Raw genomic sequence first — 24984 nt, forward strand, 5'->3', positions numbered from 1 at the left:
ACGCGAACGCAGAATGGGGAAGATGGCGGGTCAGCCGCCGTAAGCAGGACTGTTCCTACACTATCGCCCTCACGCCAGATACGCCGCCACCTCGTCCGGCGTCAGGTAGCGCGTGAACGTCATCGACGGCTGCTGCGCATCGTGGATCGCGCCGTTGAAGCCCGACCAGTTGCGCTTCATGCCCTCGTCGCTTTCCAGCGCGATCAGCACGCGCTTGCCGTGCCTGGCCAGGTTGTCGCGCAGCGCCGCCTCGCCCCAGGCCAAGCGCATGTCGTTGACCAGCGCGCCATTCGCATAGGCATCGGCCTGCAACCACTGGAAGTCGGCGCTGTCGCGCTCGGCGTCCGGCTCGCGCGCGGCGATCTCGCGGCGCACGCCCAGGGGCTGGACGTGGTCGCGCATCAGGTTCTGCAACAGCGTGAAGGCGTGGAAATTGTTGTTGATGCCGTGCGCCCGCGCCACGAAGCCCGTGCCGGAAGCGGGCAACACCACCACGAGCTCTTCCTCGTAGCTGATGCGCGAGGCCAGCCACAGGTAATGCAGCTGCTCGAACGGCAGGTTGTCGTTGAGCGTGGTCATGGCGTACAGCTGGTCCATCAGCCCGGCATCGGCCACGAAGGCCTGGTGATTGCGCTGGTCGCGCATCAGCATGGCCATCATCGGCAGCACCAGCGTATCGACCGCGCCGACCTGCGCATCGAGCTCCCAGCGCTGGTCCTCGGGAATGGCTTCGAGCCGCGCCACCGCCTCGTTCCAGGCCTGGCGGTCGGCCTCCTCCACGTCGGCGTCGCCCTCCTCGACCTCCAGCGCGCAATACGGCCGCAGGGTCTGCAGCCACGGGCCCAGCAACGCCTGCAACGTCGGGAACAGCAGCACGGGATCGGCGCCGTCCTCCACCAGCGAGCCGCACATCAGCGCCAGCGCCGACGCCCGGCTGGGATGCAGCGTCGGCAGCAGTTCGGCGCAGAAACGCAGGCCGGCGTCGGTGTGCGCCGGGTCCTGCGCATCCTCGTAGAACGCGCGGACCTCGGGGCGCTTGAAGAACGCATCGAGGGTTTCCACATCGTCGGCCGAGGTGACGGGGGAACGGAGCGCGGCGGCAAGCGAGGCATGGGTAGCGGACATGGCGGAAAACCGGAGAGTATCGTTGTCGGAGGCAGGGCGAGCCCCGCGTGCGAGCGCGATATTGCGCGCGGTCGGGCGGCGGGCATCGCCCCGCGGGCCAGTGTACAGAACCGCGGCGCGGCGTCGGCGCCACATCCGCGCCATCGCCCCCATGCGCCGCATTGCCTGGACGCGATGGATCTCCTAAAATGCGAAAAACTCTTATTTGCATTTAGGCTGCCCCCTCAGCCCCCCCGGGAGACGCCCATGGAGGCTGACCACTGCGATCCGCGGCAGCAAGTCCATACCCTGTACCGCGACCACCATGCCTGGCTGCAGCATTGGCTGCGGCGGCGCCTGGGCAATGTCGGCGATGCCGCCGACCTGGCCCACGACACCTTCGCCCGCATCCTCGATTCGCGCCTGCCGGCGGTGCTGCACGAGCCGCGCGCCTATCTCACCACCGTGGCCCGCGGCATCCTGGTCAACTGGTACCAGCGCCGCGCGCTGGAACAGGCCTACCTGGAAGCCCTGGCGCGCGTCCCCGAAGACGAAGCGCCCTCGCCCGAGCGCCAGCTCATCATCCTGCAGACCCTGCACGAGATCGACGCCATGCTGGACGCCCTGCCCGCGCCGGTGCGGCGCGCTTTCCTGCTGTCGCAGATCGAGGGGCTGACCTACGAGGCCATCGCGCGCGAGATCGGCGTGTCCCTCATCACGGTCAAGCGCTACATGGCGCGCGCCTTCCGCCTGTGCCTGGAATGCATGGAATAGGCCCATGAGCCCACTGGGAAACCTCGCATGAACGCCACGGACAACCCCCTCCTGGACGAAGCCGCCGAATGGCTGGTGGCGCTGCATGCCGGCGCCATTTCCACCGAGACGCGCCAGGCCTGGATGGCATGGCGCGCGCGCAGCCCCGCCCACGAGCACGCCTGGCAGCGCGCCGAGCGCCTGATGGCCCGGCTGGGCGACATGCCGGCCGCGCTCGCCATGCCGGCGCTGGACCGGCCGCGCGCGCGCCGCGCCGCCTTGGCCAAGCTGGCCGCGCTGCTGGCCGTCGCGCCCGCGGCCTGGGGCGCCTGGCGCTGGTCCGATGCCGAGGGCTGGACCGCCGACTACCGCAGCGCCACCGGCGAACGGCGCGACATCCGCCTGGACGACGGCACCCGCCTGACGCTGAACACCGGCTCGGCGGTCGACATCCGCTACGACGCCAGCCAGCGCACGGTGCTGCTGCGCGCCGGGGAAATCCACATCGAGACCGCCGGCGACGCCCGCCCCTTCGAAGTCCGCACCCGCGACGGCGTGCTGCGCGCCCTGGGCACGCGCTTCAACGTGCGCCAGCAGGACGACCACACCCGGCTCGCGGTACAGGAGGGCGCCGTGCGCGTCACCACCGGCCAGGACCTGCGCGTGGTGCGGGCCGGCGAACAGGCCGACTTCTCGGCGCGCGGCATCGACGCCGCGCCGCTCGACCCCGCCGCCACCGCCTGGACGCAAGGCATGCTGCTGGCCGATGGCCAGGCGCTGAACGACGTGGTGGCCGAGCTGGCGCGCTACCGCAGGGGCGTCGTGCGCTGCGATCCAGCCGTGGCGCGCCTGCGCGTCTCCGGCACCTTCCCACTGGCCGACACCGACCGCGCGCTGGCGATGCTGGCCGCCACCTATCCGGTGGCGATCGCCTCGCGCCTGGGCGGCTACTGGATCCTGGTGGGGCCGGCCTGACGGCCCGCCCCACGCGGCCCCGCCACCCGGCTCACCACTTGTACGTCACGTTGGCGACCACGCTGCGACCCGCGCCCAGCAGGCAGGCGCTGTTCAGGAAGCAGCCCGCCACGTAGTACTTGTCCGTCAGGTTGCGCACGTTGAGCGACGCGCTCAGGCCCCTGAGCGACGGCGTGGCGCGGCCGAAGTCATAGCCCACCATCGCATCCACCAGCGTGTAGGCCGGCACCTTGAAGGTGTTCTGCGCATCGCCGAACGTCGTGCCGGTGTAGCGCACGCCCGCGCCCAGCGTCAGGCCGTCCAGCGCGCCGCTGGACAAGGTGTAGTCGGTCCACAGCGACAACAGGTGGCGCGGCACCCGCACCGGCGCCTTGCCCTTGTTGCTCACCCCGGCGAAGTTGGGATTGTCCTTGGTGACCTCGACGTCGTTGTAGGTGTACGACGCGATCACGTTCCAGCCGCGCAGCGGCCGCAGCACGCCTTCCAGCTCGATCCCGCGCGAGGTCACCTCGCCTTCCTGCACGCTGAACGAGGTGTTCTGCGGGTTGGGCGTCAGCACGTTCTGGCGTCGCAGGTCGAATGCCGCCAGGGTCACGTAGCTGTCCGAGCCCGGCGCCTGGTACTTCACGCCCACCTCGTACTGCCGGGCGGTCTCCGGCTTGAACTGCGCGCCATTGATGTCCGAACCGCTCAGCGGCGAGAACGATTCGCTGTAGCTGACATACGGGAAGAAGCCGCTGTCGAAGGCATAGCCCAGGCCGGCCCGCCCGGTGAAGTCCTCGGCCGCCGAATCCGCGCGCGTGCCCAGCAGGCGGTTGCGGTTGCGCTGGTTGACCCAGTCGTAACGGCCGGCCAGCGTCGCCACCCAGCGGTCCAGCTTGACCTGGTCCTGCAGGTACACCCCCAGTTGGCGGGTGCTGTCTTGCGTGCTGAGCCGCGAGGTATAGCGCGACGTGTCGATGGCCACGCGCACCGGATGATAGATATTGATCGCCGGAGCATTGCCGGTCTGGGTATCGGCGTTGCGCGTGTTGTATTGGTAGTCCACGCCCGCCAGCAGCGTGTGCTCGAGCGGGCCGGTGGCGAACTTGCCCACCAGGCGGTTGTCGGCCGAATACGTATCGCTGTCGTAAGTGCGCAGCTGGTAGTAGCGCGCGATCATGGTGTCGTTGATCACGCCGCTATTGCGGAACAGCTGGTCCTCATAGCCCTTGAAATGGCCGTAGCGGAAGTTCTGCTGGAAGGTCCACGCATCCGAGAAGGCATGGCTCAGCTCGTAGCCGATGTTGGTCAGCTCGCCCTGCTCCTTGTCGAAACCCGGCTCGTTGAGCGAACGGTGGCGCGGCACGCGGCCATTGGGATTGGAGCCATCCAGCACCGCGTACGGCAGATTGCTGGTGAAGAGGTTGCGGTTCTTCTGGTACGAAGCCAGCAGCGTCACCGAAGTGCGCGCGCTGGGCGCCCAGGTCAGGCTGGGCGCCACGTAGACGCGGTCGTCGGCGATGCCGTCGATGTTGCTGTCGGCATTGCGGCCCAGCGCCACCAGGCGATAGGCCAACGTGCCCGGCGCGTCGATCACGTCGCCGATGTCCATCGTGCCCTGCAGCCGGTTGTTGCTGCCGGTCGACAGGCCCACTTCGCGATGCGACTCGAACAGCGGCCGCTTGGACACGATATTGATGATGCCGCCGGGCGAGCCCTGGCCATACATCACCGACGACGGCCCCTTGAGCACCTCGATCCGGTCCATGCCGTAGGGCTCGGGCGCGAAATACCCGGTGTTGTTGTTGCGCAGGCCGTCGGTGAAGGCATTGGTGGTGAGCTGCTGGAAGCCGCGCACCATCAGGGTGTTGTCGGTCGGATTGTCGCCCGCCACATTGGCGTGCACCCCGGCGGTATAGCTCAAGGCGTCCGTCACCGTCTGCGCGCCCTGCGCCGCCATGCGTTCCTGCGTCACCACCGAGATCGACTGCGTCGTCTCCATCAAGGGCGTGGCGGTCTTGGTGGCGGTGGTGGCGCCGCCGACCAGATAGGGATTGGCGCCGGCATAGCCCGACGCGCCCGTCACGGTGATGGCCGGCAGCGTCGTCGCGTCGGACACCGTCTTGCGCAGCGTGTAGCTGCCATCGGCGCGCGCCACCATCTCGAGCCCGCTTCCCGCCAGCAGGCGCCGCGCCGCCTCGGCCCGACTGAATTCGCCCGACACGCCGGGACTGTGCAGGCCGTCGGTCCAGGCCGGCTCGAACGCCAGCGACAGGCCGGAGGCCAGCGCGAAGCTGGCGATGGCCTTGCCCAGCGGGCCGGGCGGAATGTCGTAGGCCTGGCGGGCCTGGATGTCGACCGGAGAAGGCGCGGGCTGCGCGTGGACGGCCGCGCCCGTGGTCAGGCTGCCGGCCAGCAAGGCCACGGAAATCGCGCGGCAGCGCCTGGCGGAGGGGGAACGCATGGAATGAGCCTCTCGGACTGGGGAAGATACCTGCTATGCCAGCCGAGAAAGGAAAAGGTATCAGGCCCCACGCACTTTTTTTTCCTGCTCCCCTTCCTTTCAATAGCGGTAATTCACCCCCAGCATCGCACTGAACGGCGCCCCGTAGTAATTGCTGTAGACGTTGGTGCTGGCGTAGTACTTCTTATCCAGCACGTTGTTCAGGTTCAGCGTGGCCGACCACTGGCGGTTGAACTGGTAGCGCGCCATCAGGTCGACCAGCGCATAGCTGCTTTGCGAGGAATCCAATTGCTGGCCGCCGGGGCCGCGGCTGGTGAAACCGCTCTGGCTTTCCCAGCGCACGCCGCCGCCCACGGTCAGCGCGCTCCAGGCGCCGGGCAGGCGGTAGGTGGTGTAGAGCTTGGCGATGTGGCGCGGCAGGCCGACCTGGGTCGTGAAACCTGTCGGCAGGCGGCGGTCCACGTAGGCATACGACAGCTGCATCTGCCAGCCGGGCATGAGCTCGCCGCTGAGCTCGGCTTCCACGCCGCGCAGCACGGCGCCGTTGGCGGCGACATAGGCGCTGTCGCCATTGGGCGCCAGCTTGTCGCCGTCCAGCATGGCGTAGTTGTCCTGGCGGGTGCGGAACAGCGCCAGCGCGCCGTTCAGGCGGCCGTCCAGCCAGGCGCTCTTCAGGCCGATCTCGTAGGTATTGCCCTTGATCGGCGCGATGCCGCTGCCCGACACGGTCTGGGCCTGCTGCGGCAGGAAGATGCTGGTATAGCTGGCGTAGGCGGACAGCGTCGGCGTCAGGTCGTAGACCAGGCCGGCATACGGCGTGTACACGCCCTGCTCGCGCATGTTGTCCGGATAGGCCGAGCCGTCGTTGTAGGTGTATGAGGCCTGCTGGTCCCACCAGGTGATGCGCGAGCCCAGGATCACCGACAGCGCATCGGTCGGCCGCAGGCGCAATGCGCCATAGACCGCGTTCTGCTTCTCGGTGTAGTAGCGCTTGCCGGTGGCTTGCCACTGCGGCTGCGGCATGTCGCCATCCCAGGCGCGCACGTCCGGGATGACCGGGTCATAGCCGGGCGCGGTCCACAGCGGATAGGTGTCGTAGTCGGCCCTGGTGCGCGACAGGCTCACGCCCAGCACCAGGTCATGGCGGCGGCCCAGCGCGTCGAAGGCGCCGCTGAGGCTGGCGTCCAGCGCGTTCTGGGTCTTGGGGATCGGCCATTTGGCGATCCAGACCGAGGCGCCCTTCCCGGTCTGCGGATTGGCCCAGCCGTTGCTGCTGAACCAGCCATAGGTGCGGTCATTGTCGTCGCCGGTGCGCGACAGCGTCAGCGACCCCTTCCACGATGACGCGAACTCATGGTCGAGCGTGGCGAAGACGTTGTAGCGCGTGCGTTCCTGGCGGCTCCAGTTGGTGGCGGAATTGAACCGTTGCCGGAAGTCGGTCCGGGATCCGTCCGCGTAGTAGGCGGGAAAGCCGAAGTACGAGCACGCCGTGCACTTCTTGCGCTGGTATTCCGCGCCCAGGGTCAGCAAGGTGCGTTCGGTCAGGTCCGCCTCGACCACCCCATACAGCAGCTGCGAATCCTGTTTGACGCGGTCGATGAACGAACCGCCCTCCTGCCAGGCGCCCACCAGCCGCCCGCGCAGCTTGCCCGATGCATCCAGCGGACTGCCCAGGTCGAACTCGGTGCGCTTGTAGTCCCACGACCCGACGCTGGCGCCCACGCCGGCCTCGAACTCGCGGGTCGGCCGCTTGCGCACCAGGTTGATGGAGGCGGCCGGGTTGCCCGCCCCGCTCAGCAGGCCGGTGGAGCCGCGCACCACTTCGATGCGGTCATACAGCGCCGTGTCCAGCCCCAGGGCATTGAAGTCCTTGTGGGTCGGCACGCCGTCGACCTGCATGTTGGTGATCTCCATGCCGCGCGCATACAGGCCCTTCTCGTTGTCGTCGGCCGAGCCCTTCTTCTTGAAGACCAGGCCGGGGGTGTTGGCGATGGCGTCTTCCAGCGTGTTCAGGCCCTGATCGGTGAGCCGCTGGCGCGTCATCACCGAGACCGACTGCGGCGTCTCCCGCAGCGTCATCGGCAGGCGGGTGGCGGTGTTCGACACGCCGACCGTATACGAATCGGTGCCTTCGCTGGGCGCGGGTTCGCGCGCGCCCAGCACTTCGACCGGCGCCAGCGTCTGCGCATTGGCGACGCGCAAGCCATAGCGGTTGCCGCCCTGGTTGACGGCCTCCAGCCCGGTGCCCGACAGCATCGCCGCCAGGCCCGCGGCCACGCCATAGTCGCCCTGCAGGCCGGCGCTCTGGCGGCCCTGGGTGAGCGTGGCGTCGAACGACAGCACCACCCCGGCCTGGGCGGCGAACCGGCTCAGGGCCAGGCCCAGCGGGCCGGGCGGCACCTCGTAGTGGCGCGACGCCTGCGCGCTGGAAACGGCCTGCGCCTGCGCGGACGGCGTGGCGCCCAGGGCGGTCAAGGCGATGACAACGGCGCGCGCCAGGGGCGCGAGTTTGGTGGAGTGACGAAGCAAAGGGACAGAAGGCATGGACTCAGGTTTCCGTGTGGCAGATCCGACGTAATCCCTGCTAAGTCGGACGAGCGCGGAAAAAGGACAATGCCGAGCGAAAAAAATCAGTGGCGGGCGACGATGCGGACGTAATAACGGGTAAAGCGCACGATGTTCACGGGCAGCGCGCGCGTCACGGCGGCCAGCGCCTGGTCGGTGTCGTCGACCGGAAACGCCCCCGACAGGCGCAACGCCGCCACGGCATCGTCGCATCGCAGCAGCCCGGGCCGATAACGGTCGAGCCGGGCGATGAAGTCGTCCAAGCGCCAGTTATCGACCACCAGCAGGCCCCGCGTCCAGGCGTCGGGCTCGCCGGTGATGGCGCCGGCCGCCTGCGCCCCCGCCGGCGCCAGCGTGCCCTGCTCGCCCGCCTTCAGGATCACTGGCGCGCCGCCCGTCGCGGGTTCCAGCGCCACCGCATGGCGCAGCACCGCGACCCGCGTCAGGTCGTCCTGCCGCGTGACGATGAAACGCGTGCCCAGGGGACGCACCGCGCCGTGCGCGGTGAGCACGCGCAAGGGCGGCAGGCCGGGACGGACGTTTTCGGTATCGACCAGGATCTCGCCGGCATGCACGAAGATGCGCCGCTGGCCGGCGTCGACGGTCACGTCGACCGCGCTGGCGCTGTCCAGCCAGAGCAAGGTGCCATCCGCCAGCCGCAGTTCGCGGCGCTCGCCCGCCCCGGTGCGGTAGTCGGCCAGCATCCGCTCCATCGGCAGGGTGCGCCAGGCCGCCAGGCCGCCGGCGCCCAGCAGCGCCACCGCGCCCAGTCCGTTGCGCAGCGCCGCGCGGCGGCGCGAGAAATGCAGCTCGGCGCGGTTCAGGGTGTCGGCGGTCAGGCGCGCCGGCGCCGCGCCGAGGGTGCCGCGCAGGCGCTCCACCTGCCCCCAGACGCGCACGTGTTCAGGGTCGGCCGCCAGCCAGCGCCCGTGCGCCGCCAGGTCGGCCGCGCTGACGTCGTCCGCGCAGAGCCGCGCGTACCATTGCGCCGCCGCGGCGATGGTCTTGTCCGCCATGGCCGCCTACTGCCGGGCCAACGCGTACACCAGGCAATGCTCGGTGGCGCGCGCCATGTACTTCTTGACGGAACTGACCGTCACGCCCAGGCGGGCGGCGATCTCGGCGTAGCTGGCCCCTTCCAGCTGGGACATCAGGAAAGCGCGCCGCACCTTGTCGCCCAGGCCGTGCAGCATGGCGTCGATCTCGCGGATGGTCTCGAGCAGGATGGCCTGGGTCTCGGGCGACATCGCGCAGGCCTCGGGCTGCTGCGCCAGGGTTTCGAGCCAGGCGCGTTCCAGCACCTGGCGGCGGATGTGGTCGACCAGCGTGCGCTGCGCCACCGTGGCCAGGAAGCTGCGCGGCTGCCGCACGCCCTGCAATTGCGCCATCGACGCCGGCGAGGCCAGCAGGCGCAGGAAGGTGTCCTGGGCCAGGTCGGCGGCCTCGGCCGGCACGTTCAGGCGCCGCAGCAGCCAGCCGCGCAGCCAGCCGTGATGGTCGCGGTACAGCCTGCCAAGCTCGCGGTGTTCCAGGGATTCCGTGGACGACATGGCCGTCGCGTCAGCGCCTTGTGAATTTCGGGAATGGGAATTGTAATCATTATTGATGAAGGCGTTCAATCGCCCGCCTTCCCACTCCCGCCGCGACGGCTACCCGCGTCGCGAGGCCTAGAACCTGTAGCTCACCTTCATCCACACGTTCCGCGGCGTCCCGTAGTTGTAGCCGTTGTACCCGCCCAGCCCGCTGTAGTAGCGCTTGTCGGTCAGGTTGTCGATATTGATCGACGCCGTCACCTGCTTGCTGAACTCATACCGCGCCATCAGCCCCAGCAGGGTCACGCCCCCTTGCGAGGCGCGGCCCAGGCCGCTCGACTCGTCGTAGTAGATGCCGCTCTGGTAATTGACGCTGCCGCCCACCGTCAGCTTGCTCCAGGCACCCGGCAGCCGGTAGCTGGCCGCCACCCGGAACAGGCGTTCGGGATAATTGGGCAACAGCAGCGCGCCCTCGTTGTCGCGCTTGGCGAAGTAGGTGTAGCCGCCCATCACCTGCAGGCCGCGCGCCACTTCGCCCGCCACCGTCACCTCGAAGCCCTTGCTGCGCGCGCCGGCCACCGACCGGTACGGCGTGCTGCCATCGGGCAGCGGCGGCGCGCTGGGGTCCTCGACCGGCACGTTCGCTTCCTGGGTGCGGAAGACGGCGAAGCTGGTGTTGAGCTTGCCGTCCAGGTGCTCGCCCTTCAGGCCCAGTTCGTAGTTCTTGCCGGTCTGCGGCGGCAGCAGCGCGTTCGACGAATCGCGCTCCGAACGCGGAATGAAGATGCGGGTGTAGCTGGCGTAGGCCGAGAAGTTGTCGTTCAGGTCCACCACCGTGCCGGCATACGGCGTGAACTCGCCATTGACCTTGGCGGTGGGGTTGGTGGTCCAGAGATTGGCGGGGCCGTTGTAGGAAGAAGACTTTTCCTCATACCAGGTGGCGCGGCCGCCCAGCACCAGCGACACCGGCTCGGCCAGCTTCAGGCGGGTGGAACCATATACGGCGGTTTCCTTGGCGTCCAGGAAGGTGTTGAAGTAGGTGTAGAAACGGCTCGGCTTCGGGAAACTCTGCAGCTGGTAGAAGTTCAGCGGACGCCGGTCCCAGCCGTTCGGATTGGCCGAATTCAGGTTGAGTTCGCTGGTGTAGTCGTTGACGCTGACGCCCAGCGCGGCCTGGTGCTCCATGCCGAACGCCTGGAAGGGGCCGGTGGCGTAGAGATCGAACGACTTGTTGGTCGAAGTGGCCGGGTTCTGGCGGATCTCGATGGTCGAATCGCCATTCTGCTCGACCGGGAAATACTCGAACAGGTAGCCCCAGAGGGCCTTGCGTTCGTTCTTCAGGCGGCTGGCGTCCATCTTGACGCGCCAGCCGTTGGCGAAGCGATGGTCCAGCGTGACGAAGATCTTGTCGCTGTACATGTCCCACTGGCTCCACGGCGTGCCGGGGTTGAACGAGCGCGAGAAATGGGTGCGGCTGCCGTCGCTGTAGAACAGCGGCGCCTGGCCGAAGTTGGCGCCATCGATGGCGGTCTTCTGGTGTTCGAAGCCCAGGCTCAAGGTGGTGTTGGACGCGACATCCGCCTCGAGGATGCCGTAGAAGACGTCGTCGGAGCGCTTCTTGTCGTTGATGAAGCTGTCGCCCGCGGTGCGCGAGCCGATGACCCGGCCGCGCAGGCTGCCGCTGTCGTTCAGCGGGCCGCCGACGTCCAGCTCCAGGTTGTAGTTGTTCCAGCGGCCCACGCCCGCCGTGGCGTGACCGGCGAATTCGGCGGTGGGCCGCTTGCGCACCAGGTTGACCGAGCCGCCCGGCTCGCCCACGCCGTTGAGCAGCCCGGCCGCGCCGCGCACCACCTCGACGCGGTCGTAGATCACGGTATTGATCATGCCGATCTCGGCCGCCGGCGTCTTGAACGCGAACGTCGGCACGCCGTCGATCATGGTGCTCAAGGCAAAGCCGCGCGAGGTGAAAGTGACGCGCTCGTCGAGCTTGTCGGCGACCACGCCAGGCGTCTGCCGCATCACGTCGTCCAGGGTGACCAGGTTCTGGTCGTCCATCTGCTGGCGCGTGACGACGCTGACCGATTGCGGGGTTTCGCGCAGGGACAGATCCATGCGCGTGGCGGAGGTGGCCACCCGCGTCGTGTACGAACCGGTGCCTTCGCTGGGCGCGTCGCCGTCGCGGCTGCCGGTCACGGTGACGGCCGGCAGCGCGGTCACGCTCGAGGCAGGCATGCGCCGCAGCGTGTAGCCGCCATCGGCCCGCCGCACGGGCTCCAGGCCGCTGCCCTGGAGCAGTTGGCGCAAGCCCTCTTCAAATCCGTAGCTGCCGTTCAGGCCCTCGGTCGTCAAGTCCCGCGTCAGCGCCGGATCGAATGACAGCAGGACGCCGGCGCGCGCGGCATAGGCCGAGAGCGCCGCGCTGAGCGGGCCGGGCGCAATCGCCACGGCGGGGGTCTGCGCCTGCAGGGGCGCGGCCAGGACGGCCAGCGGCAAGGCGAACAGGCGGGCGCCGCGCACGGCGCGGCGGGACGCGCTTGCGCGCAGGCGGGGGAAACGCGGGGGCATGACGGGGTAACTCCTCACGGTGGGTCTTACCCTCGTAGCCAATCGAAGCGCGAAAAGTGCTAATCGCGTTACAAATTCGTTTCGCTGGCGCTGCGCGGCAGCACCGATACCCAGTAGCGCGTGCGGTAGCGCAGGCGCAACGGCAGCGTGTCGGCCACCGTGGCCAGGACGCGGTCGGTGTCCTCCAGCGGAAAGGCGCCCGAGATCGGCAGGTGCGCCACTTCCGGGGCGCAGTCGATCCAGCCGCTGCGGTAGCGCTGCAGTTCCGCCAGGAAGGTCCGCAGCGGCATGCCATCCACCTGCAGCATGCCGCGCTGCCAGGCCGACGGGTCCCCGGCCACCGGCGCCAGGCCCTCGTCGATGCCGTCGCCAAAGCGCAGGCTCATGCCTGCCGGCACCTGCCGCGCGTGGTCGGACGCGGCGCCGCGGGGCGCCACCCGCACCGCCCCGTCCAGCACCTGCACGATCGACACGCCATCGTCGCGCCGCACCACGAAGCGCGTGCCCAGCGCGGTGATGCTGCCTTCGCGGGTCCGCACGATGAAGGGCCGCGCGACGGGCGCCGGATCGGGCGAGGTCTCGACCAGGATCTCGCCGGCGTGCAGCGCAATCAGGCGTTGCCGGGCGTCGAACAGCACGTCCATGGCGGTCGCGGCATTGAGCACGATGCGGCTGTGATCGGCCAGCATCACCTCGCGGCGCGCGCCGACGGCGGTGCGGTATTGGGCCGTCCAGCCGCGCCAGGCATCGTCGCGGTACGCCAGCCAGCCGGCGCCGCCAGCGCTGGCCAGCAACACCAGCTTGCCCAGCGCGCGCCGACGCCCGGCCGAGCGCGGCTGGCCCAGCACCGGCAGCACGCCCTTGGGCAAGGCCTCGAAGCGGCGCGTCAGGGCCTCGGTGCGCAGCCAGGCGCGTTCATGTTCGGGATCGGCGCGGCGCCAGGCCAGCCAGGCCTCGTGGTCGGCCTGGCTGGCGGTGCCGGACGTCAGCCGCAGGAACCATTCCACCGCCCCATCCAGCGCGCGCGGATCGATGCGCTCCGCCCCGCTCGCGCTCACGGCGCCAGCTCCAGGCACTGGCGCAGGGCGCGCGCGATGTAGAGGCGCACCGAGCCCACCGACACGCGCAGCGTGCTGGCGATCTCGGCATGCGTCATGCCTTCGAGCTGGCACAGCAGGAACGCGCGCCGCGCCGCCACCGGCAGGCCATCGAGCATGGTGTCGATCTCGACCAGGGCTTCCAGCGCCAGCGCGCGCGCCTCGGGCGACGGCGCCAGCGGCTCGGGCAATTGCGCCAACGTTTCCAGGTAGGCGCGCTCCAGGTCCTTGCGCCGCAGGTGGTTGACCATCAGCCCGTGGGCGATGGTGGCCAGATACGAGCGGGGTTCGCGGATCTCGCCGGGTTCGCGCCGGCTCAGCACCCGCAGGTAGGTGTCATGCACCAGGTCGGCGGCATCCAGGGCGCACCCCAGTTTCTTGCGCAGCCAGCCTTGCAGCCAACCCTGGTGATCCTGGTAGAGCGTATGCAAGGGATGCTGCGGAGAGGGGTCGGAGGCAGCCATGGGGGGTCGCGCGGGCAGAGATGAGAATCACTACAATTTACAACATTGCATCAGAGGCTGGGAGATAAGCGACTTCCAAACTTCAAGTGCGAGTCCCGTCCCCCGTTGTTTCAAAAAAGTAGCCTGGTATCACGCGCCTGCGATTGAGCCTGCTATCAGTGCCACTAACGCAGTGGCACCCAAAACGAGAGACTTTCCCAGAAGATATTTCCAATTAGATTTAGCAACCAATATGTGCAATTATGTTGCTAAATAAAATTAGATGTGCCGGCCATGGGAGCCGCGCTAGGAGAAGCGCGTGAATATGTACGCCGTAAAGACAATGCCCTATCAGACCAGGCCACTCGCAGGTGAGTGGTTGGCGGTCAGCTCTGCTGGTGACTATGTTTTTCTGAACAAGGAACAGGCCGAGTTGTTGGCGCAAGGTCGAGTGTCTGACCTCCCCCTGTCGATGCAGGCAGACCTGAAGGCGCGCTACTTCATAGCAAGCCAGAGCGGAAGCGGTACTCGTCGCCTGTTGGCTTCGCGCCAGGTAACCAAACGTGAGACCGTCACGAGTGGTCCCAGCCTACATATTATCGTTCCCACCTTGCAATGCGCCCACTCCTGTCAATACTGCCAAGTTAGTCGATCGTTGACAGATACGGGCCACACGATATTGCACAAAGACCTATTGGCAGCATGTGACAGAATTTTTGAAAGCAAGGCTCCAACCTTGACGATCGAATTCCAGGGAGGCGACCCTTTACTGCGGTTCGACTTGGTACAGGAAGCCGTAATACGTATTCAACAACGGAACCGAACAGAAGGGCGACAGTTGCGATTCGTTATCGCCTCGACACTCCACCAACTGACCTCGGACATGTGCGATTTCCTTGCACAACATTCTGTATTTCTCTCCACAAGTATCGACGGTCCGGCTGAACTGCATAACCGCAATCGACCTATTCCCGGCCGTAACTCCTATGAACGCACCGTTGCGGGAATCGAACTGGCGAGAAACAGGCTGGGAAAGGATGCGGTGGCGGCATTGATGACGACAACCAAGGCCTCTCTCGCTCATCCGGAGGCCATAGTCGATGAGTACGTAAAACTTGGATTTCAGGAGATCTTTGTTCGACCGCTCAGCAGCTATGGCTTTGCCAAGCGCAACCAGCTACTGCTTGGATATAAGCCCACTCAATTCTATGATTTTTACCGTCGCGCGCTTGACCGTGTTTTTTATTGGAACAAACAAGGCATCGCTTTGCGCGAAGTCTACGCGTCGATCATCCTGAACAAGATCCTGTCTCCCTTCGACTCGGGATATGTCGACCTTCAAAGCCCCACGGGGGCGGGCCAGAGTGTCCTGGTCTACAACTACGACGGCTTTGTGTACCCGAGCGACGAAGCCCGCATGCTGGCAGAAAGCGGAGATTCATCGCTTCGTTTGGGCCCAATTGGGGCCACCTTGGCCTCATTGAAGCACTCCGACGTGCAACAAATGCTGATTGCCTCCAGTCAAGTCGAGTTGATGTCCGATTGTCGGAATTGCGCGTACCAAACATTCTGCGCCCCAAATCCGGTCGATGCTCAGGCCCAGTTTGGCAAGATGGACGTCTCTCCTCACCTCACTGAGCATTGTCAACGGCACCAATGGCTATTTGACTATTTCTTTTCTGCAGTAAGAGAAGCAGACACAGATCGCTTGGATTTGTTCCACTCATGGGCGCGTCCTGTCATTGCAACGGAGGCGATTCAATGCGACGTTTGAAAGCAGTTTTTGGTCCGAACGCAACGAATGATCGCCATGTGTGGAGAATAGTCGACGCCGATCTATTGGCATCGCAATGGCAGCCCGATCTGCAATTTCTGATTCCGGCCCTCACTCCGTCACAACGAGACCTAGTTGCGCACTATCGAGCTTCAGGCCTATCCAATGTCGAGTGGGTGGATGCAATCGGCCTTCAGTCCGGGGACATTGTCTCAGCCACTCCAGAGCGATGTGAAGCTTCCATCCTGTATCGCGAATCAGACTTGCATCATGGTCTCCAGATGACTAACCGATGCAATAGCTACTGCTTGATGTGCTCACAACCCCCCACCCCGCAAGAAGACTCGTGGATGGTTCGGGAAGCGATTGACGTAATACGACATATGGAGAATTCGCCAACAGTACTCGGCCTTAGTGGAGGAGAGCCTCTGCTCTTGGGCCCCCATCTCAGAACGGTACTGGATTCCCTTACAAAAAAGCACCCAAGCACCCGAGTAGAAATTTTGACCAATGGTCGACTACTCGCTAATTCTGATCAGAGCAAACTCCTGCTAGACGGCTTGAACACACCAACAACTTGGTTAGTACCGCTGTATGGACATGCGGACTTTCTACACGACTTCGTGGTTCAAGCACAGGGCGCCTTCGAACAGACTATTGCAGGGCTACTGAATCTTCAGCAGTACCACCAACCTATTCAACTTCGGATAGTGTTAATTCGCCCTGTTCTGGAGGTACTTCCAGAACTTTGCATGTTCATCGGCCGAAACTTGCCGTTCGTCAAGGAAGTGGCGTTAATGGCGTGCGAACCCATTGGCTTTGCACTTGCCAATCGCGAGCACTGCGAGGTAGATCTGCTTGAATGGGAAGACGTCATTCAACAAGCAGCCCTTCAGCTAACCCGCCATTCAATCCCCTTTCTATTCATGAATACGCCGCTATGCGCTTTGTCGAAGCCGCTACGGCGACATGCTCACCGTAGTATCTCGGACTGGAAAAACGTTTACACCCCCACCTGCGACACCTGTGACATGAAGCAGGATTGTTCTGGATTTTTTTCCTGGCATGAGCGCGGCTGGAAACCGTCCAAAGTCATCAAAGTTCTGAACGAGGAATATGCGACATGAGTCGCTTCATAAAAAGCATTAGTGTATTTATCGCCGGACTTACCGCTATCGGAACCAAACCCATAAGTGCGGCACCGTCTGCCGAAAAACTCGTATTAGATGCGCTCAATGAACCGCAAGCTGTGCCGCTGCGCCCTCTGAATTTTGGGTACGACAACCTGTTTGCGGGTCATCGATCGCACTCAAGCCACCGATCTCACTCCAGCCATAGCTCACATTACTCCGGCTCCGGTAGCCGCGGATCATCTGGCTACTACTCCGCTCCCGCCACGCCGGTATCACCACCTGCCAAACCCAGTCCACTCTACACCCCTTCAGGCTCGTCATCAGGAAGCAATGGCGGAGTGCCAAGTGCTGGATCAGCCCCAAGATCAAATGCCAACCCCTCGGCAAGCGACACCTCAAAAAAAAGCGGAAGCGCATCGCAAGATACTGTGGATTTGAGTCGTTCCGAAAAACTCAAACTGCAAATCATCCGCGTGCAGATAAAGCTAACTTCGCTCCATCTCTACGAGGGTCCAATCAATGGCGTATTAGGGCCTGCTACGACTGCCGCGCTCAAGCATTTTCAAACAGTCAAGTCATTGCCAGCTACCGGTCTAATGACCACAGAAACAATGAACGCGCTGGGAGTTGTCGTGGCACGATAAAACGTTATGACCCTTGCTGGAGATACGCTCAATAGCGTGTCACCAGGTCACATAAAACATCGCCTTGGCCAGCACCACGATGCCGATCATGTGACAGAACACGCTGAGATGCACGCGCCGCTGCCATGCCGGGGTCAGCCGCCGCTTGCGCGACAGCGCCAGCGCCGTGACGACGTGCGCCGCCACGCTCACGGCCAGCGCGATCTTGACCGACAGCAGGATACCCAGCGGCGAGCCGGCCGGATGCGCCAGCACGCCGCGGTATTGCCAGGCCAGCCCCAGGCCGGCCAGATACAGCGCCAGCACGGCCCACGGCACCGTCCCCCGCACCCGCGGGCCGAGCTGGGCGCCAAGCGCCTTGCGCACCTCCGGCGGCAGGCGCCGGTGCACCGGTTCCAGGAACAGCACCTCGAAAGTCACCGTGCCGACGAAGACGAAGGCGGCCAGCAGGTGCAGGATCAACAGCAAGGGATAGGTGTTCATGGCGGTGCCCGGATAAGTCGTCAGAAGCGGTAGGCCACGCCGGCGCTGAACGCCCGGCCGTTGCCCGGCAGGAAGATCGGCATGGCCGCCGTCGCGCTGTTGCGGATGGCGTAGCTGCTGGCGTAGGTCTTGTCGGTCAGGTTGTCGGCCTGCAAGAAGGCGCTCCAGTGCGCGTCATACTCGTAAGCGATCTTGAAACCCAGCAGCGCATAGGCATTCTGCTGCGTGCCCGGCGCGTTGGCGTGGTTGGTTTCAGTGTCGCTCATCAGCCAGCGCAGGTTGGGCCCGACGCGCCAGCCGCCCTTGCGATACATCAACTCGGCGCTCAGCAAGTGGCGCGGCACACCGGCGATGCGGTTGCCCTGGAACTCGCCGTCGCGGAAGCGGAAGTCGCTGAAGGTGTAGGCGACGCGGTAGTCCAGCAGGCCGTCGCCCGGCGCGGGCAGGCTGCCGGACAGGCCGGCCTCGATGCCCTGGTGGCGGGTGCGGCCGCGATAGTTGTAGGTGCCGGCCGGCGTGCCGTTGGCGTTGGTGACGGACATCAGTTCGTCCTCGACCCGGCTGCGATAGAGCGACACGGTCCAGCGCAGGTCGCGGCCCGCCACGGCGAAGGTGCCATCGCCGCCCACCTCGTAGGTCAGCGCGCGCTGCAGGTCGAGCTTGCTCATGGAGGTCACGGCCGTGGCGGGGTTCATCGGCGCGGGCACTTCACCGTTGACGATCTCCCAGAAGGTCGGCGCCTCGTTGCTGCGGCTGACGTTGGCATACCAGCGCTGCGTCTGCGCCGGCTGCCAGACGATGCCCAGGCGCGGGGTGGCGTAGTTCCAGTCCTGGTCGAGGGTCTTGCCGCTGCCGCGCTCGCGGGCGTCGCGCACCGCCTGCGTGTACTTCAGGTCGCCGACCAGGCTGAGCTGCCCGGTGACATGCCAGTCCAGGCCCACCAGCGCGCTGCGGTTCTCGGCGGTGAGCGCATAGTTGCCGAAGCGCTGCAGGCGGCGGCCATCGGCCGGACGGATGGCGTAGAGGTCGCGGTCCATGTCGCTGCGCTGCCAGTCCAGCGCGATGCGGTAGTCGACGCTGCCGGCCTTGCCGGCCAATTGCCACGCCAGGCCGTAGGTGTCGCCGTCGGTGACGTTGGCGACCTGCGGATTGGTGAAGTCGTCGTTGGTGCGCTGCCAATAAAGGCCGGCGGTCTGGTTCAGGTCATCGCCGCCCCAATAGCTGCGGTTGGCGATGCGGAACTGGCTGGTGTCGCGGTGCGGATCGCGGTTGTAGACGTTGTTGGCCAGGTCCTGCGGCGAATTGCCGTCGCCCAGCACGCCGCGCGGATCCGCATACATGCGGGCCTTGGGCACCGGCTGGGGAATGTCGAACTTGAGGTCGGTGTATGACAGATAGGTGCGGTTCTCGAAGGTCCCGCGACGAAAGCCCAGGTTGCCCTGGAAACTCGAACGTTCGGACGCGGAGTGATGGCGGTAGCCATCCGACTTGTCGTAGCCGAAGCTGAAGCGGCCATCCAGGCGCTCGTCCTCGAAGCCCTTGGACAGCGTGACCGAACGCGTGCCGAAGCTGCCTGTGCCGAGCCGGACCTGGTCGCTCTGGGTGCCGGTGAGCGACTGGAAATCGACCTCGCCGCCCAGCGTCGTGGCGCCGGGCGAGAGCGCGTTGGCGCCGCGCCGCACGGCGATCAGGCCGGCATTGCGCGGCTCCAGCAGGCTGATGACGAAGGAGCCGTCCGCATCGTTCAGCGGCAGGCCGTCCTGCATCAACAGGATGCCGCGGCTGAGCGGATTGCTCTGGATGCCGGAACCGCGGATGTTCAAGCGCGGCTGGTCCAGCCCGCCGAAGAATTCCTGCACCACCACGCCGGGCTGGTAGTCGAGCGCGTCGCGCAGCGTGATCAGGCGCACCTCCTGCTGCGGCAGGATCAGGTTGGCGCCGCCCGGCACGGCCTGCTGTTCGGCCCGGACCCGCTGGGGGCCGGGGTCGAGCCCGCGCGTGGCGGACTCGCCGGACACGATCACCGGCGACAGCGACGGCACGGCCTGGCCGGCCGCGGCGGGGGGCTGGGACTGGGCATGGGCCGCGGACAGGCCGAGCACACCCAGGGTAAGGCTGGACGCCAACTGGCGCAGGAGGGGGGACGTCATGCGAATACTTCCACGTGGCAAGGAAAGAAAACGTTCATGGCAAGGCCGGCGAACGGAGAAATCGGAACGGCGCGAACGCCCGGGATGCCCGCGTCAGGGCGCGGCGCCGGCCTCCAGCAACAGCGCGCGCAAACGCGCGGCGGACAAGCCGCCGGCGGCATCGGGCTCGATCGGCATGACGCGGCCCTGCCGCACCAGCACGCAACGATCGACCAGGCCCAGCAGTTCCTCGGGGTCATGGCTGATGCACAGCAAGGCGGCGCCGCTGCGGGCCAGCTCGTCGCGGCAACAAGCGGCCAGCTGGCGCCGCAACGCCGGATCGAGCGCGCTGAAGGGTTCGTCCAGCATCAACAGGTCCGGCCCCAGCGCCAGCGCGCGGGCCAGGGCGACGCGCTGCGCCATGCCGCCCGACAGCTCGCCGGGCCACGCCTGCATCGCCGCGTCCAGGCCCACGCGGGACAGCCATTGCGCCGCCAGCGCCCGCGCCCTGGCGGGCGCATGGCCGGCGGCGCGCAACGGCAGCGCCACGTTGTCCAGCGCATGGCGCCAGGGCAGCAGCCGCGGTTCCTGGAACATCAGCACGGCGTGGCGGAAATCGTTGCGCAAGACGCCGGCGCTGGGCCGCGCCAGGCCTGCGGCCAGGCGCAACAGGCTGCTCTTGCCGGCGCCGCTGGGGCCGATCAGCCCCAGCCGCTCGCCCGGCCGCAGGCGCAGGTCGACATCGCGCAGCACGGATTGCGCGCCGTAGCGCAGGGACAGGCCGCGCAGCTCAAGCATGGCTCGGCTCCATCCAGCGCCCCAGGCGGCGCTGCAGCGGTTGCAGGAAAACGAACTCCAGCAAGGCCACCAGGCCCAGGATCAGCAGCACCCAGGCATACAGCTCGGCGGTGTCGAAGGTGCCGCGGGCATTGGCCAGCGCGTAGCCCACGCCGTTCTCGGCCCCCAGCACCTCGGCCATGACCACCAGCCGCACGCCGCCGCAGGCGGCGATCAGCAGGGCCGCCAGCAACGGCGCGCTGAGCGCGGGCAGGTACAGGTGCCGCAGGCGCAACCATGCGCCATAGCGGTAGACCTGCGTCATCTCGATCAGCTTGCGGTCCACGTGCAGCATGCCCTTGACGGTGTTGACGTACATGCCCGGCGCCATCATCAACGTGGTGATGAAGATCACCATCGACGAGCCCAGCCCGAACCACAGCATCGCCAGCACCACCACGACCACCGGCGGCATCGCCATCAACAGCCAGCGCAACGGCTCGATCAGGCCGCGTAGCCGGGCGCTGTGGCCGGCCAGCATGCCCAGCGTGAAGCCCAGCGACGCGCCAGCCAGCACGCCCACGCCAATGCGCATCAGGCTGACGCCAGCGTTGGCGAAGAACTGCGGACTGCGCACCAGCGGGCCGATGGCGCGCAGCGCCTCCCAGGGCGTCGCCATCAGCAGCGGCCCGAGCTGGCGCGCGGCCAGATGCCAGGCCAGCACCAGCAGCAACACGCCGGCCACGCTCCAGGCGCGCGAGGTGCGCAGGACGGGCGCGTTCAGGCGCGACGAAGAGGGGCCGCTCATGGTCCGTAGAAGCCGACGGCCGGCAGGCCGCCGCCGATGGCTTGGGGATAGCGGTTGGCCAGCAACTGGTACAGGGCTTCGATCTCGGGCCGCGCCTCGCGCGCGCTGCGGCTCTGCAGGCGCGTCTGGCGGATGGCGGCTTCGAGCGCGGCCTGCGGCATGTGCGGCAGATGCTCTCGCACCAGCGTCGCGCATTCGGCCGGGTGATCCATGCACCAGCGCGCCGAGGCCGCATAGGCCGCGTCGACCGCCTGGCACAGCGCCGCGTCGTCGGCCACGCCGACGGCGGCCATGACGCCCGCCTGCGGCAGGGACGGCTGCGCGGGAAACGCGGCGCGCCAGGCCTGCTCCAGGCTGGGGCCGCGATGCAGCGCGGGCGCGCCGGCCTGCTGCCGCGCACGCCACAACAGCAGCGACGCCATGGGCTCCACCAGCAGCGCGTGTTCGGCCTGGCCGCCGAGCATCAACGCGATCGCGTCCTGGCCGTCGCGTGTGCGGCGCAGCTTGACAGGCGCCAGGCCTCGCGCGGCCTGGGCCTCGAGCAGCGTGTCCAGCAGCACGGCAGGCAGGTCGCGTTGGAACGGCACCGCCAGTTCGTGGCCGGCCAGGTCCTCGAACGACTGGATGGCCGGATCGCGGCTGACCAGCCAGAGAATGCCCCAGACGGAAATGTTCAGCAGGCGCACCGGCAGGCCGCGGTTGCGCAGCAGGGCCGGCAGCGTGCTGGGCGCGGCGCTGAAGTCGACGTCGCCGTTCACCAGCAGCGCGCGCAACTGGTCGGCGCTCTGCCACAGCCGAAAACGCACCGAATCCGCCTGCCCGGCCAGGGCGCCGGTCGCGGCCATGTGCATCAACGGGTAGCTGACCACGGCGCCGGGTCCGGCCAGCGTCAGCGTGGCGCGCGGGCGGGCGCGGGCCGCGCCCCAACCCGGCAGCAGCGCCGCGGCGGTGATCGCGGCGCAGAAATGGCGGCGCGTCAGGGTGTTTTTCATTGGATTTCAAATGGGAATTGTTATCGTTTAAAATTCTCCCATTCACGCCGAAAGACCCAGAATGACAAATATCAATCTGCCCGACCCGGTCGCGGCGGACCTGCTTTCCCGCCATCCGCTGCTGCGCGGCCTGCCGCCCCAGGCGGCCGCCGAGGTTGCCGCGTACCTGGCGGGCGACGCCGTGCCGCTACATGCCGATGCCGGGCAGATCCTGTTCGGCGAAGGCGATGTTGCCCGCCACTACCTGCTGGTCGGCCACGGTCAGGCCGAGGTCATGCGCTATGGCTACAACGGCGACGAACGCGTCTTCCGCGTGTTCGAACCGGGCACGCTGATGGCGCACGCCGCCATGTTCATGCCGCATGGCCGCTATCCGATGCAGGCGCGCGCGCGCACCGCCTTCCAGGGCTGGCGGCTGTGCCGCCGCCGGCTGCACGACGCCTGCCGTCAATGGCCGGACCTGGCGCTGGCGCTACTGGCGGGGCTGAGCAAGAACCTGTACGACCAGGTCAACAAGGTCGACTGGATGACGTCCAGCTCGGCGCCCGAGCGCTTGGCCAACTATCTGATGGGACTGCGCGAGCGCCAGGGCGACGCGGTGACGCTGCCGCTGAACCAGCGCCAGCTGGCCGCGCACCTGGGCATCCGCGCCGAAACCCTGAGCCGGCTGCTGAACGACTGGCAGACCCAGGGCCACGTCAGCGGCAAGCGCCGCGACTGGGTGCTGCACACGCCGGCCTATCTGGAAAAACTGGCGACCACGGCCAAGCGGCCATTCTGACGCGCACGCCCGGCGCGCCCGGGATGGCGCGCGGGCCGCGATGCCGGCCCCGCCCGCCAATGACATTCGTCATCGGCGCCGTCCCTCTCCCGGGCGGACAATGCGGCGATCCTGTTCCTTGCCCAGTCATGCCGCCCGCCTCCCCCGACCTGCCCGCCGCCCCGATCACCGAGGACGACATACAACGCCTGGTGCACCGGTTCTACGCCCGCGTGCGCCAGGATGCCGCGCTGGGGCCGATCTTCAACGCGCGGGTGACCGACTGGCCGGCGCACCTGTCCATGCTGTGTGACTTCTGGTCCGCCCTGCTGCTGGAGACGCGCCGCTTCAAGGGCGCGCCGATTCCCGCGCATGCGCGCATTCCAGACCTGTCGTGGCCGCTGTTCCAGCGTTGGCTGGCGCTGTTCCACGAGGTCACCGCGGAACTCGGGCCGCCGGCGCTGCAGGCACGCGCCGATGCCATGGCCGAACGCATCGCCGCCAAGTTGTGGCATGTCTGGCAGCACCGGCAAACCGCGCCCGGCCTGCCGGACGCCCTGCCCGCGGGCGTGCGGCCCTACCGCGACAGTCCGATGTTCACGCCCGAGAATCTGCCGGCCGCGCTGCGCTCGGCCCATGCGACCAAGGCGGGAACCTGGGGACTGTTGACCGTGCACAGCGGCGTGCTGCGCTACACGCTGGACGACCCGCCGCACACCGAGGTGGTGCTGGCCGCCGGACAGCGCGTGTTGATCGCGCCGCAAGTGCGGCACCACGTCGCCTTCGAACTGCCGGGGAGTTTCCAGATCGCGTTCTGCCGGGCGGACGAGGCGTCGCCGGATGACGCGGACCGCCCGGCGGAGAACCCGCCGGGCGCATGACGCATCGCGCCCGCGCGGGGCGCGACCGCCTTACTTCTTCTTGCCCGAGGCGTCCTGCTCGACCACCAGGTCCAGCACGTACACCTTCGACGGCGCGTCGGCCGGCGGGTTCTTCCAGTCGTAGCGCTTGACGCGCAGCACGGTGCGCACGCCGTCGCGGTGATCGTAGCCTTCGATCGACTGGTACAGCGGATGCCAGTCTTCCTGCGGCGGCAGTTGCACGCCGGCGTCGTTGTAGCGGCGCTCGCGCACCATCAGGCACTGGTAGCGCGGGATCATGGGATGGCTGCAATCGGCGCGCTTGGGCGCCACTTCCAGGAACATGATCTCGCCTGCGCTGCCGTACAGGGTTTCCGGCGTCGGCTCGCCGACGAACTTCAGCACGCTGCCGTCCTGCGCCACCAGTTCCAGGGCCGGTTCGGTGGACTCGCCGCTGAGCGTGGCGCGCAGGTCGCCCTTCAGGCGCTGGCCGATCTCGGCATCCAGTTTCATCAGGCCGGGTTCGCACGCCTTCATCGTCGAAGCGAGGTTGGCGACATGCAGCACGCCGTCCTTATAGGTGTAGCCGCCGAACTGCGTGTTGCAGCCGCCGCGGATGTTCATGCCATCGGCCGAGAACGACAGGCGCAGCGGTTGTTCGATGCCCTTCTGCAAGGCGGGAATGGCCTTGCCCGAGGCATCGGTGGCGGACGCCAGGCGCCAGTAGTAGGCCGGCAGGCTCACGGCGGACTGGGACGACGACGCGGTGGTGGGCATGGTGGATGATCCTTCGCCAGGAGAGGAAACCGGCGCGCATGCCTGCAGCAGCGCGGCGCAGACGGACGCCAGGAGAATTGTTTTTTTCATGGGTTGTTCCTATCAAGCGTGTGGCACTGGTGAAAACCCGGATTCTACGTCCGCGTCGTGGACGAAAAGGGCCGACGGGACGCCAGGACGTATCAAGATCTTGCCGCAAAACGTCCGATTCCGGCGACGCCGCGGGCAGCCAGGCAAGCTGTCTTCCCGCTGAAAATGACAGCTTGAACGCCTACTGTCATGCGGGTTTTCCCTGATCCGCGGTATTACAGTCAGACACTTTCCTCGCACATCCGCCGCAACACTATTGCGGCCACGCGCAAGCCGA

Annotated in this window: 21 protein-coding genes; 7 read left to right on the plus strand and 14 right to left on the minus strand. The window is 66.9% G+C overall.

What is annotated here, in order from left to right:
* Positions 1 to 69 precede the first annotated feature (69 nt).
* Positions 70 to 1125, minus strand: a complete 1056-nt coding sequence (locus AOZ53_RS22630; RefSeq protein WP_054489455.1) for a hypothetical protein — start codon at positions 1123 to 1125, stop codon at positions 70 to 72.
* 246 nt (positions 1126 to 1371) lie between these two features.
* Between AOZ53_RS22630 and AOZ53_RS22635 the strand changes: the two genes are divergently transcribed.
* On the plus strand, positions 1372 to 1878 hold the full coding sequence (locus AOZ53_RS22635; protein ID WP_054433411.1) for a sigma-70 family RNA polymerase sigma factor: 507 nt from the start codon (positions 1372 to 1374) through the stop codon (positions 1876 to 1878).
* Positions 1879 to 1905: 27 nt separating this feature from the next.
* Positions 1906 to 2832, plus strand: coding sequence for a FecR domain-containing protein (locus tag AOZ53_RS22640; RefSeq protein WP_054489457.1), 927 nt, complete (start codon positions 1906 to 1908; stop codon positions 2830 to 2832).
* A gap of 31 nt (positions 2833 to 2863) precedes the next feature.
* Here AOZ53_RS22640 and AOZ53_RS22645 read toward each other — a convergent pair whose 3' ends face one another.
* The 7 genes from AOZ53_RS22645 to AOZ53_RS22675 form a co-directional block, all read right to left on the minus strand.
* On the minus strand, positions 2864 to 5278 hold the full coding sequence (locus AOZ53_RS22645; protein ID WP_054489458.1) for a TonB-dependent siderophore receptor: 2415 nt from the start codon (positions 5276 to 5278) through the stop codon (positions 2864 to 2866).
* A 99-nt stretch (positions 5279 to 5377) separates the two neighbouring features.
* The gene (locus AOZ53_RS22650; RefSeq protein WP_054489460.1) at positions 5378 to 7822 is read right to left on the minus strand and encodes a TonB-dependent siderophore receptor; all 2445 of its coding nucleotides are present in this window, start codon (positions 7820 to 7822) and stop codon (positions 5378 to 5380) included.
* A gap of 86 nt (positions 7823 to 7908) precedes the next feature.
* On the minus strand, positions 7909 to 8859 hold the full coding sequence (locus tag AOZ53_RS22655) for a FecR domain-containing protein (protein ID WP_054489462.1): 951 nt from the start codon (positions 8857 to 8859) through the stop codon (positions 7909 to 7911).
* 6 nt (positions 8860 to 8865) lie between these two features.
* Positions 8866 to 9393, minus strand: a complete 528-nt coding sequence (locus AOZ53_RS22660; RefSeq protein ID WP_054433416.1) for a sigma-70 family RNA polymerase sigma factor — start codon at positions 9391 to 9393, stop codon at positions 8866 to 8868.
* Positions 9394 to 9510: 117 nt separating this feature from the next.
* Complete coding sequence (locus AOZ53_RS22665) at positions 9511 to 11940, minus strand: TonB-dependent siderophore receptor (RefSeq protein WP_054489464.1); 2430 nt, start codon at positions 11938 to 11940, stop codon at positions 9511 to 9513.
* A 68-nt stretch (positions 11941 to 12008) separates the two neighbouring features.
* Complete coding sequence (locus AOZ53_RS22670) at positions 12009 to 12998, minus strand: FecR domain-containing protein (protein WP_054489466.1); 990 nt, start codon at positions 12996 to 12998, stop codon at positions 12009 to 12011.
* A complete protein-coding gene (locus AOZ53_RS22675; RefSeq protein ID WP_054489468.1) occupies positions 12995 to 13501 on the minus strand; it encodes a sigma-70 family RNA polymerase sigma factor in 507 nt (168 codons plus the stop codon). The genes AOZ53_RS22670 and AOZ53_RS22675 overlap by 4 nt, the downstream gene beginning before the upstream one ends.
* Positions 13502 to 13805: 304 nt before the next feature.
* Here AOZ53_RS22675 and hxsB point away from each other — a divergent pair, with 304 nt between their 5' ends.
* From hxsB to hxsA, 3 genes are read left to right on the plus strand one after another with little or no spacing between them, the layout of a single operon-like run.
* The gene (gene hxsB, locus AOZ53_RS22680; protein ID WP_054489471.1) at positions 13806 to 15254 is read left to right on the plus strand and encodes a His-Xaa-Ser system radical SAM maturase HxsB; all 1449 of its coding nucleotides are present in this window, start codon (positions 13806 to 13808) and stop codon (positions 15252 to 15254) included.
* Positions 15242 to 16381: a His-Xaa-Ser system radical SAM maturase HxsC gene (gene hxsC, locus AOZ53_RS33715; protein ID WP_082385738.1), complete on the plus strand. Its 1140-nt coding sequence runs from the start codon at positions 15242 to 15244 to the stop codon at positions 16379 to 16381. Before hxsB ends, hxsC begins: the two co-directional genes overlap by 13 nt.
* Entirely contained in the window at positions 16378 to 17031 is a 654-nt protein-coding gene (gene hxsA / locus AOZ53_RS33720) for a His-Xaa-Ser repeat protein HxsA (RefSeq protein ID WP_082380370.1), read from the plus strand. The genes hxsC and hxsA overlap by 4 nt, the downstream gene beginning before the upstream one ends.
* Positions 17032 to 17070: 39 nt before the next feature.
* Here the strand turns inward: hxsA and AOZ53_RS22685 are convergent, their stop codons facing one another.
* The 5 genes from AOZ53_RS22685 to AOZ53_RS22705 all read right to left on the minus strand — a co-directional run bounded on the left by AOZ53_RS22685 (position 17071) and on the right by AOZ53_RS22705 (position 22220).
* Positions 17071 to 17514 (minus strand): CopD family copper resistance protein, encoded by a 444-nt coding sequence (locus AOZ53_RS22685; protein ID WP_054474899.1) that lies wholly within the window; start codon positions 17512 to 17514, stop codon positions 17071 to 17073.
* Positions 17515 to 17534: 20 nt separating this feature from the next.
* Positions 17535 to 19664 carry a TonB-dependent receptor family protein gene (locus AOZ53_RS22690; protein WP_054489473.1) on the minus strand — a complete coding sequence of 710 codons (2130 nt, stop codon included), beginning with the start codon at positions 19662 to 19664 and terminating at the stop codon, positions 17535 to 17537.
* A gap of 93 nt (positions 19665 to 19757) precedes the next feature.
* On the minus strand, positions 19758 to 20441 hold the full coding sequence (locus AOZ53_RS22695) for an ABC transporter ATP-binding protein (protein WP_054489474.1): 684 nt from the start codon (positions 20439 to 20441) through the stop codon (positions 19758 to 19760).
* Positions 20434 to 21228: an ABC transporter permease gene (locus AOZ53_RS22700; RefSeq protein ID WP_054479569.1), complete on the minus strand. Its 795-nt coding sequence runs from the start codon at positions 21226 to 21228 to the stop codon at positions 20434 to 20436. The genes AOZ53_RS22695 and AOZ53_RS22700 overlap by 8 nt, the downstream gene beginning before the upstream one ends.
* On the minus strand, positions 21225 to 22220 hold the full coding sequence (locus AOZ53_RS22705) for an ABC transporter substrate-binding protein (protein ID WP_054489477.1): 996 nt from the start codon (positions 22218 to 22220) through the stop codon (positions 21225 to 21227). Before AOZ53_RS22705 ends, AOZ53_RS22700 begins: the two co-directional genes overlap by 4 nt.
* Positions 22221 to 22281: 61 nt before the next feature.
* Here AOZ53_RS22705 and AOZ53_RS22710 point away from each other — a divergent pair, with 61 nt between their 5' ends.
* Together AOZ53_RS22710 and AOZ53_RS22715 are read left to right on the plus strand one after the other, a co-directional pair.
* A complete protein-coding gene (locus AOZ53_RS22710) occupies positions 22282 to 23001 on the plus strand; it encodes a Crp/Fnr family transcriptional regulator (RefSeq protein ID WP_054489478.1) in 720 nt (239 codons plus the stop codon).
* 128 nt (positions 23002 to 23129) lie between these two features.
* Entirely contained in the window at positions 23130 to 23861 is a 732-nt protein-coding gene (locus AOZ53_RS22715) for a TehB-like domain-containing protein (RefSeq protein WP_054479575.1), read from the plus strand.
* A gap of 30 nt (positions 23862 to 23891) precedes the next feature.
* On the opposite strand, the gene AOZ53_RS22720 is transcribed toward AOZ53_RS22715, so the two are convergent.
* The gene (locus AOZ53_RS22720) at positions 23892 to 24617 is read right to left on the minus strand and encodes an META and DUF4377 domain-containing protein (protein WP_054489480.1); all 726 of its coding nucleotides are present in this window, start codon (positions 24615 to 24617) and stop codon (positions 23892 to 23894) included.
* Between the last annotated feature and the right edge of the window lie 367 nt (positions 24618 to 24984).

It is taken from the genome of Achromobacter sp. 2789STDY5608621, assembly GCF_001299375.1.
GTDB lineage: Bacteria > Pseudomonadota > Gammaproteobacteria > Burkholderiales > Burkholderiaceae_B > Achromobacter > Achromobacter insuavis.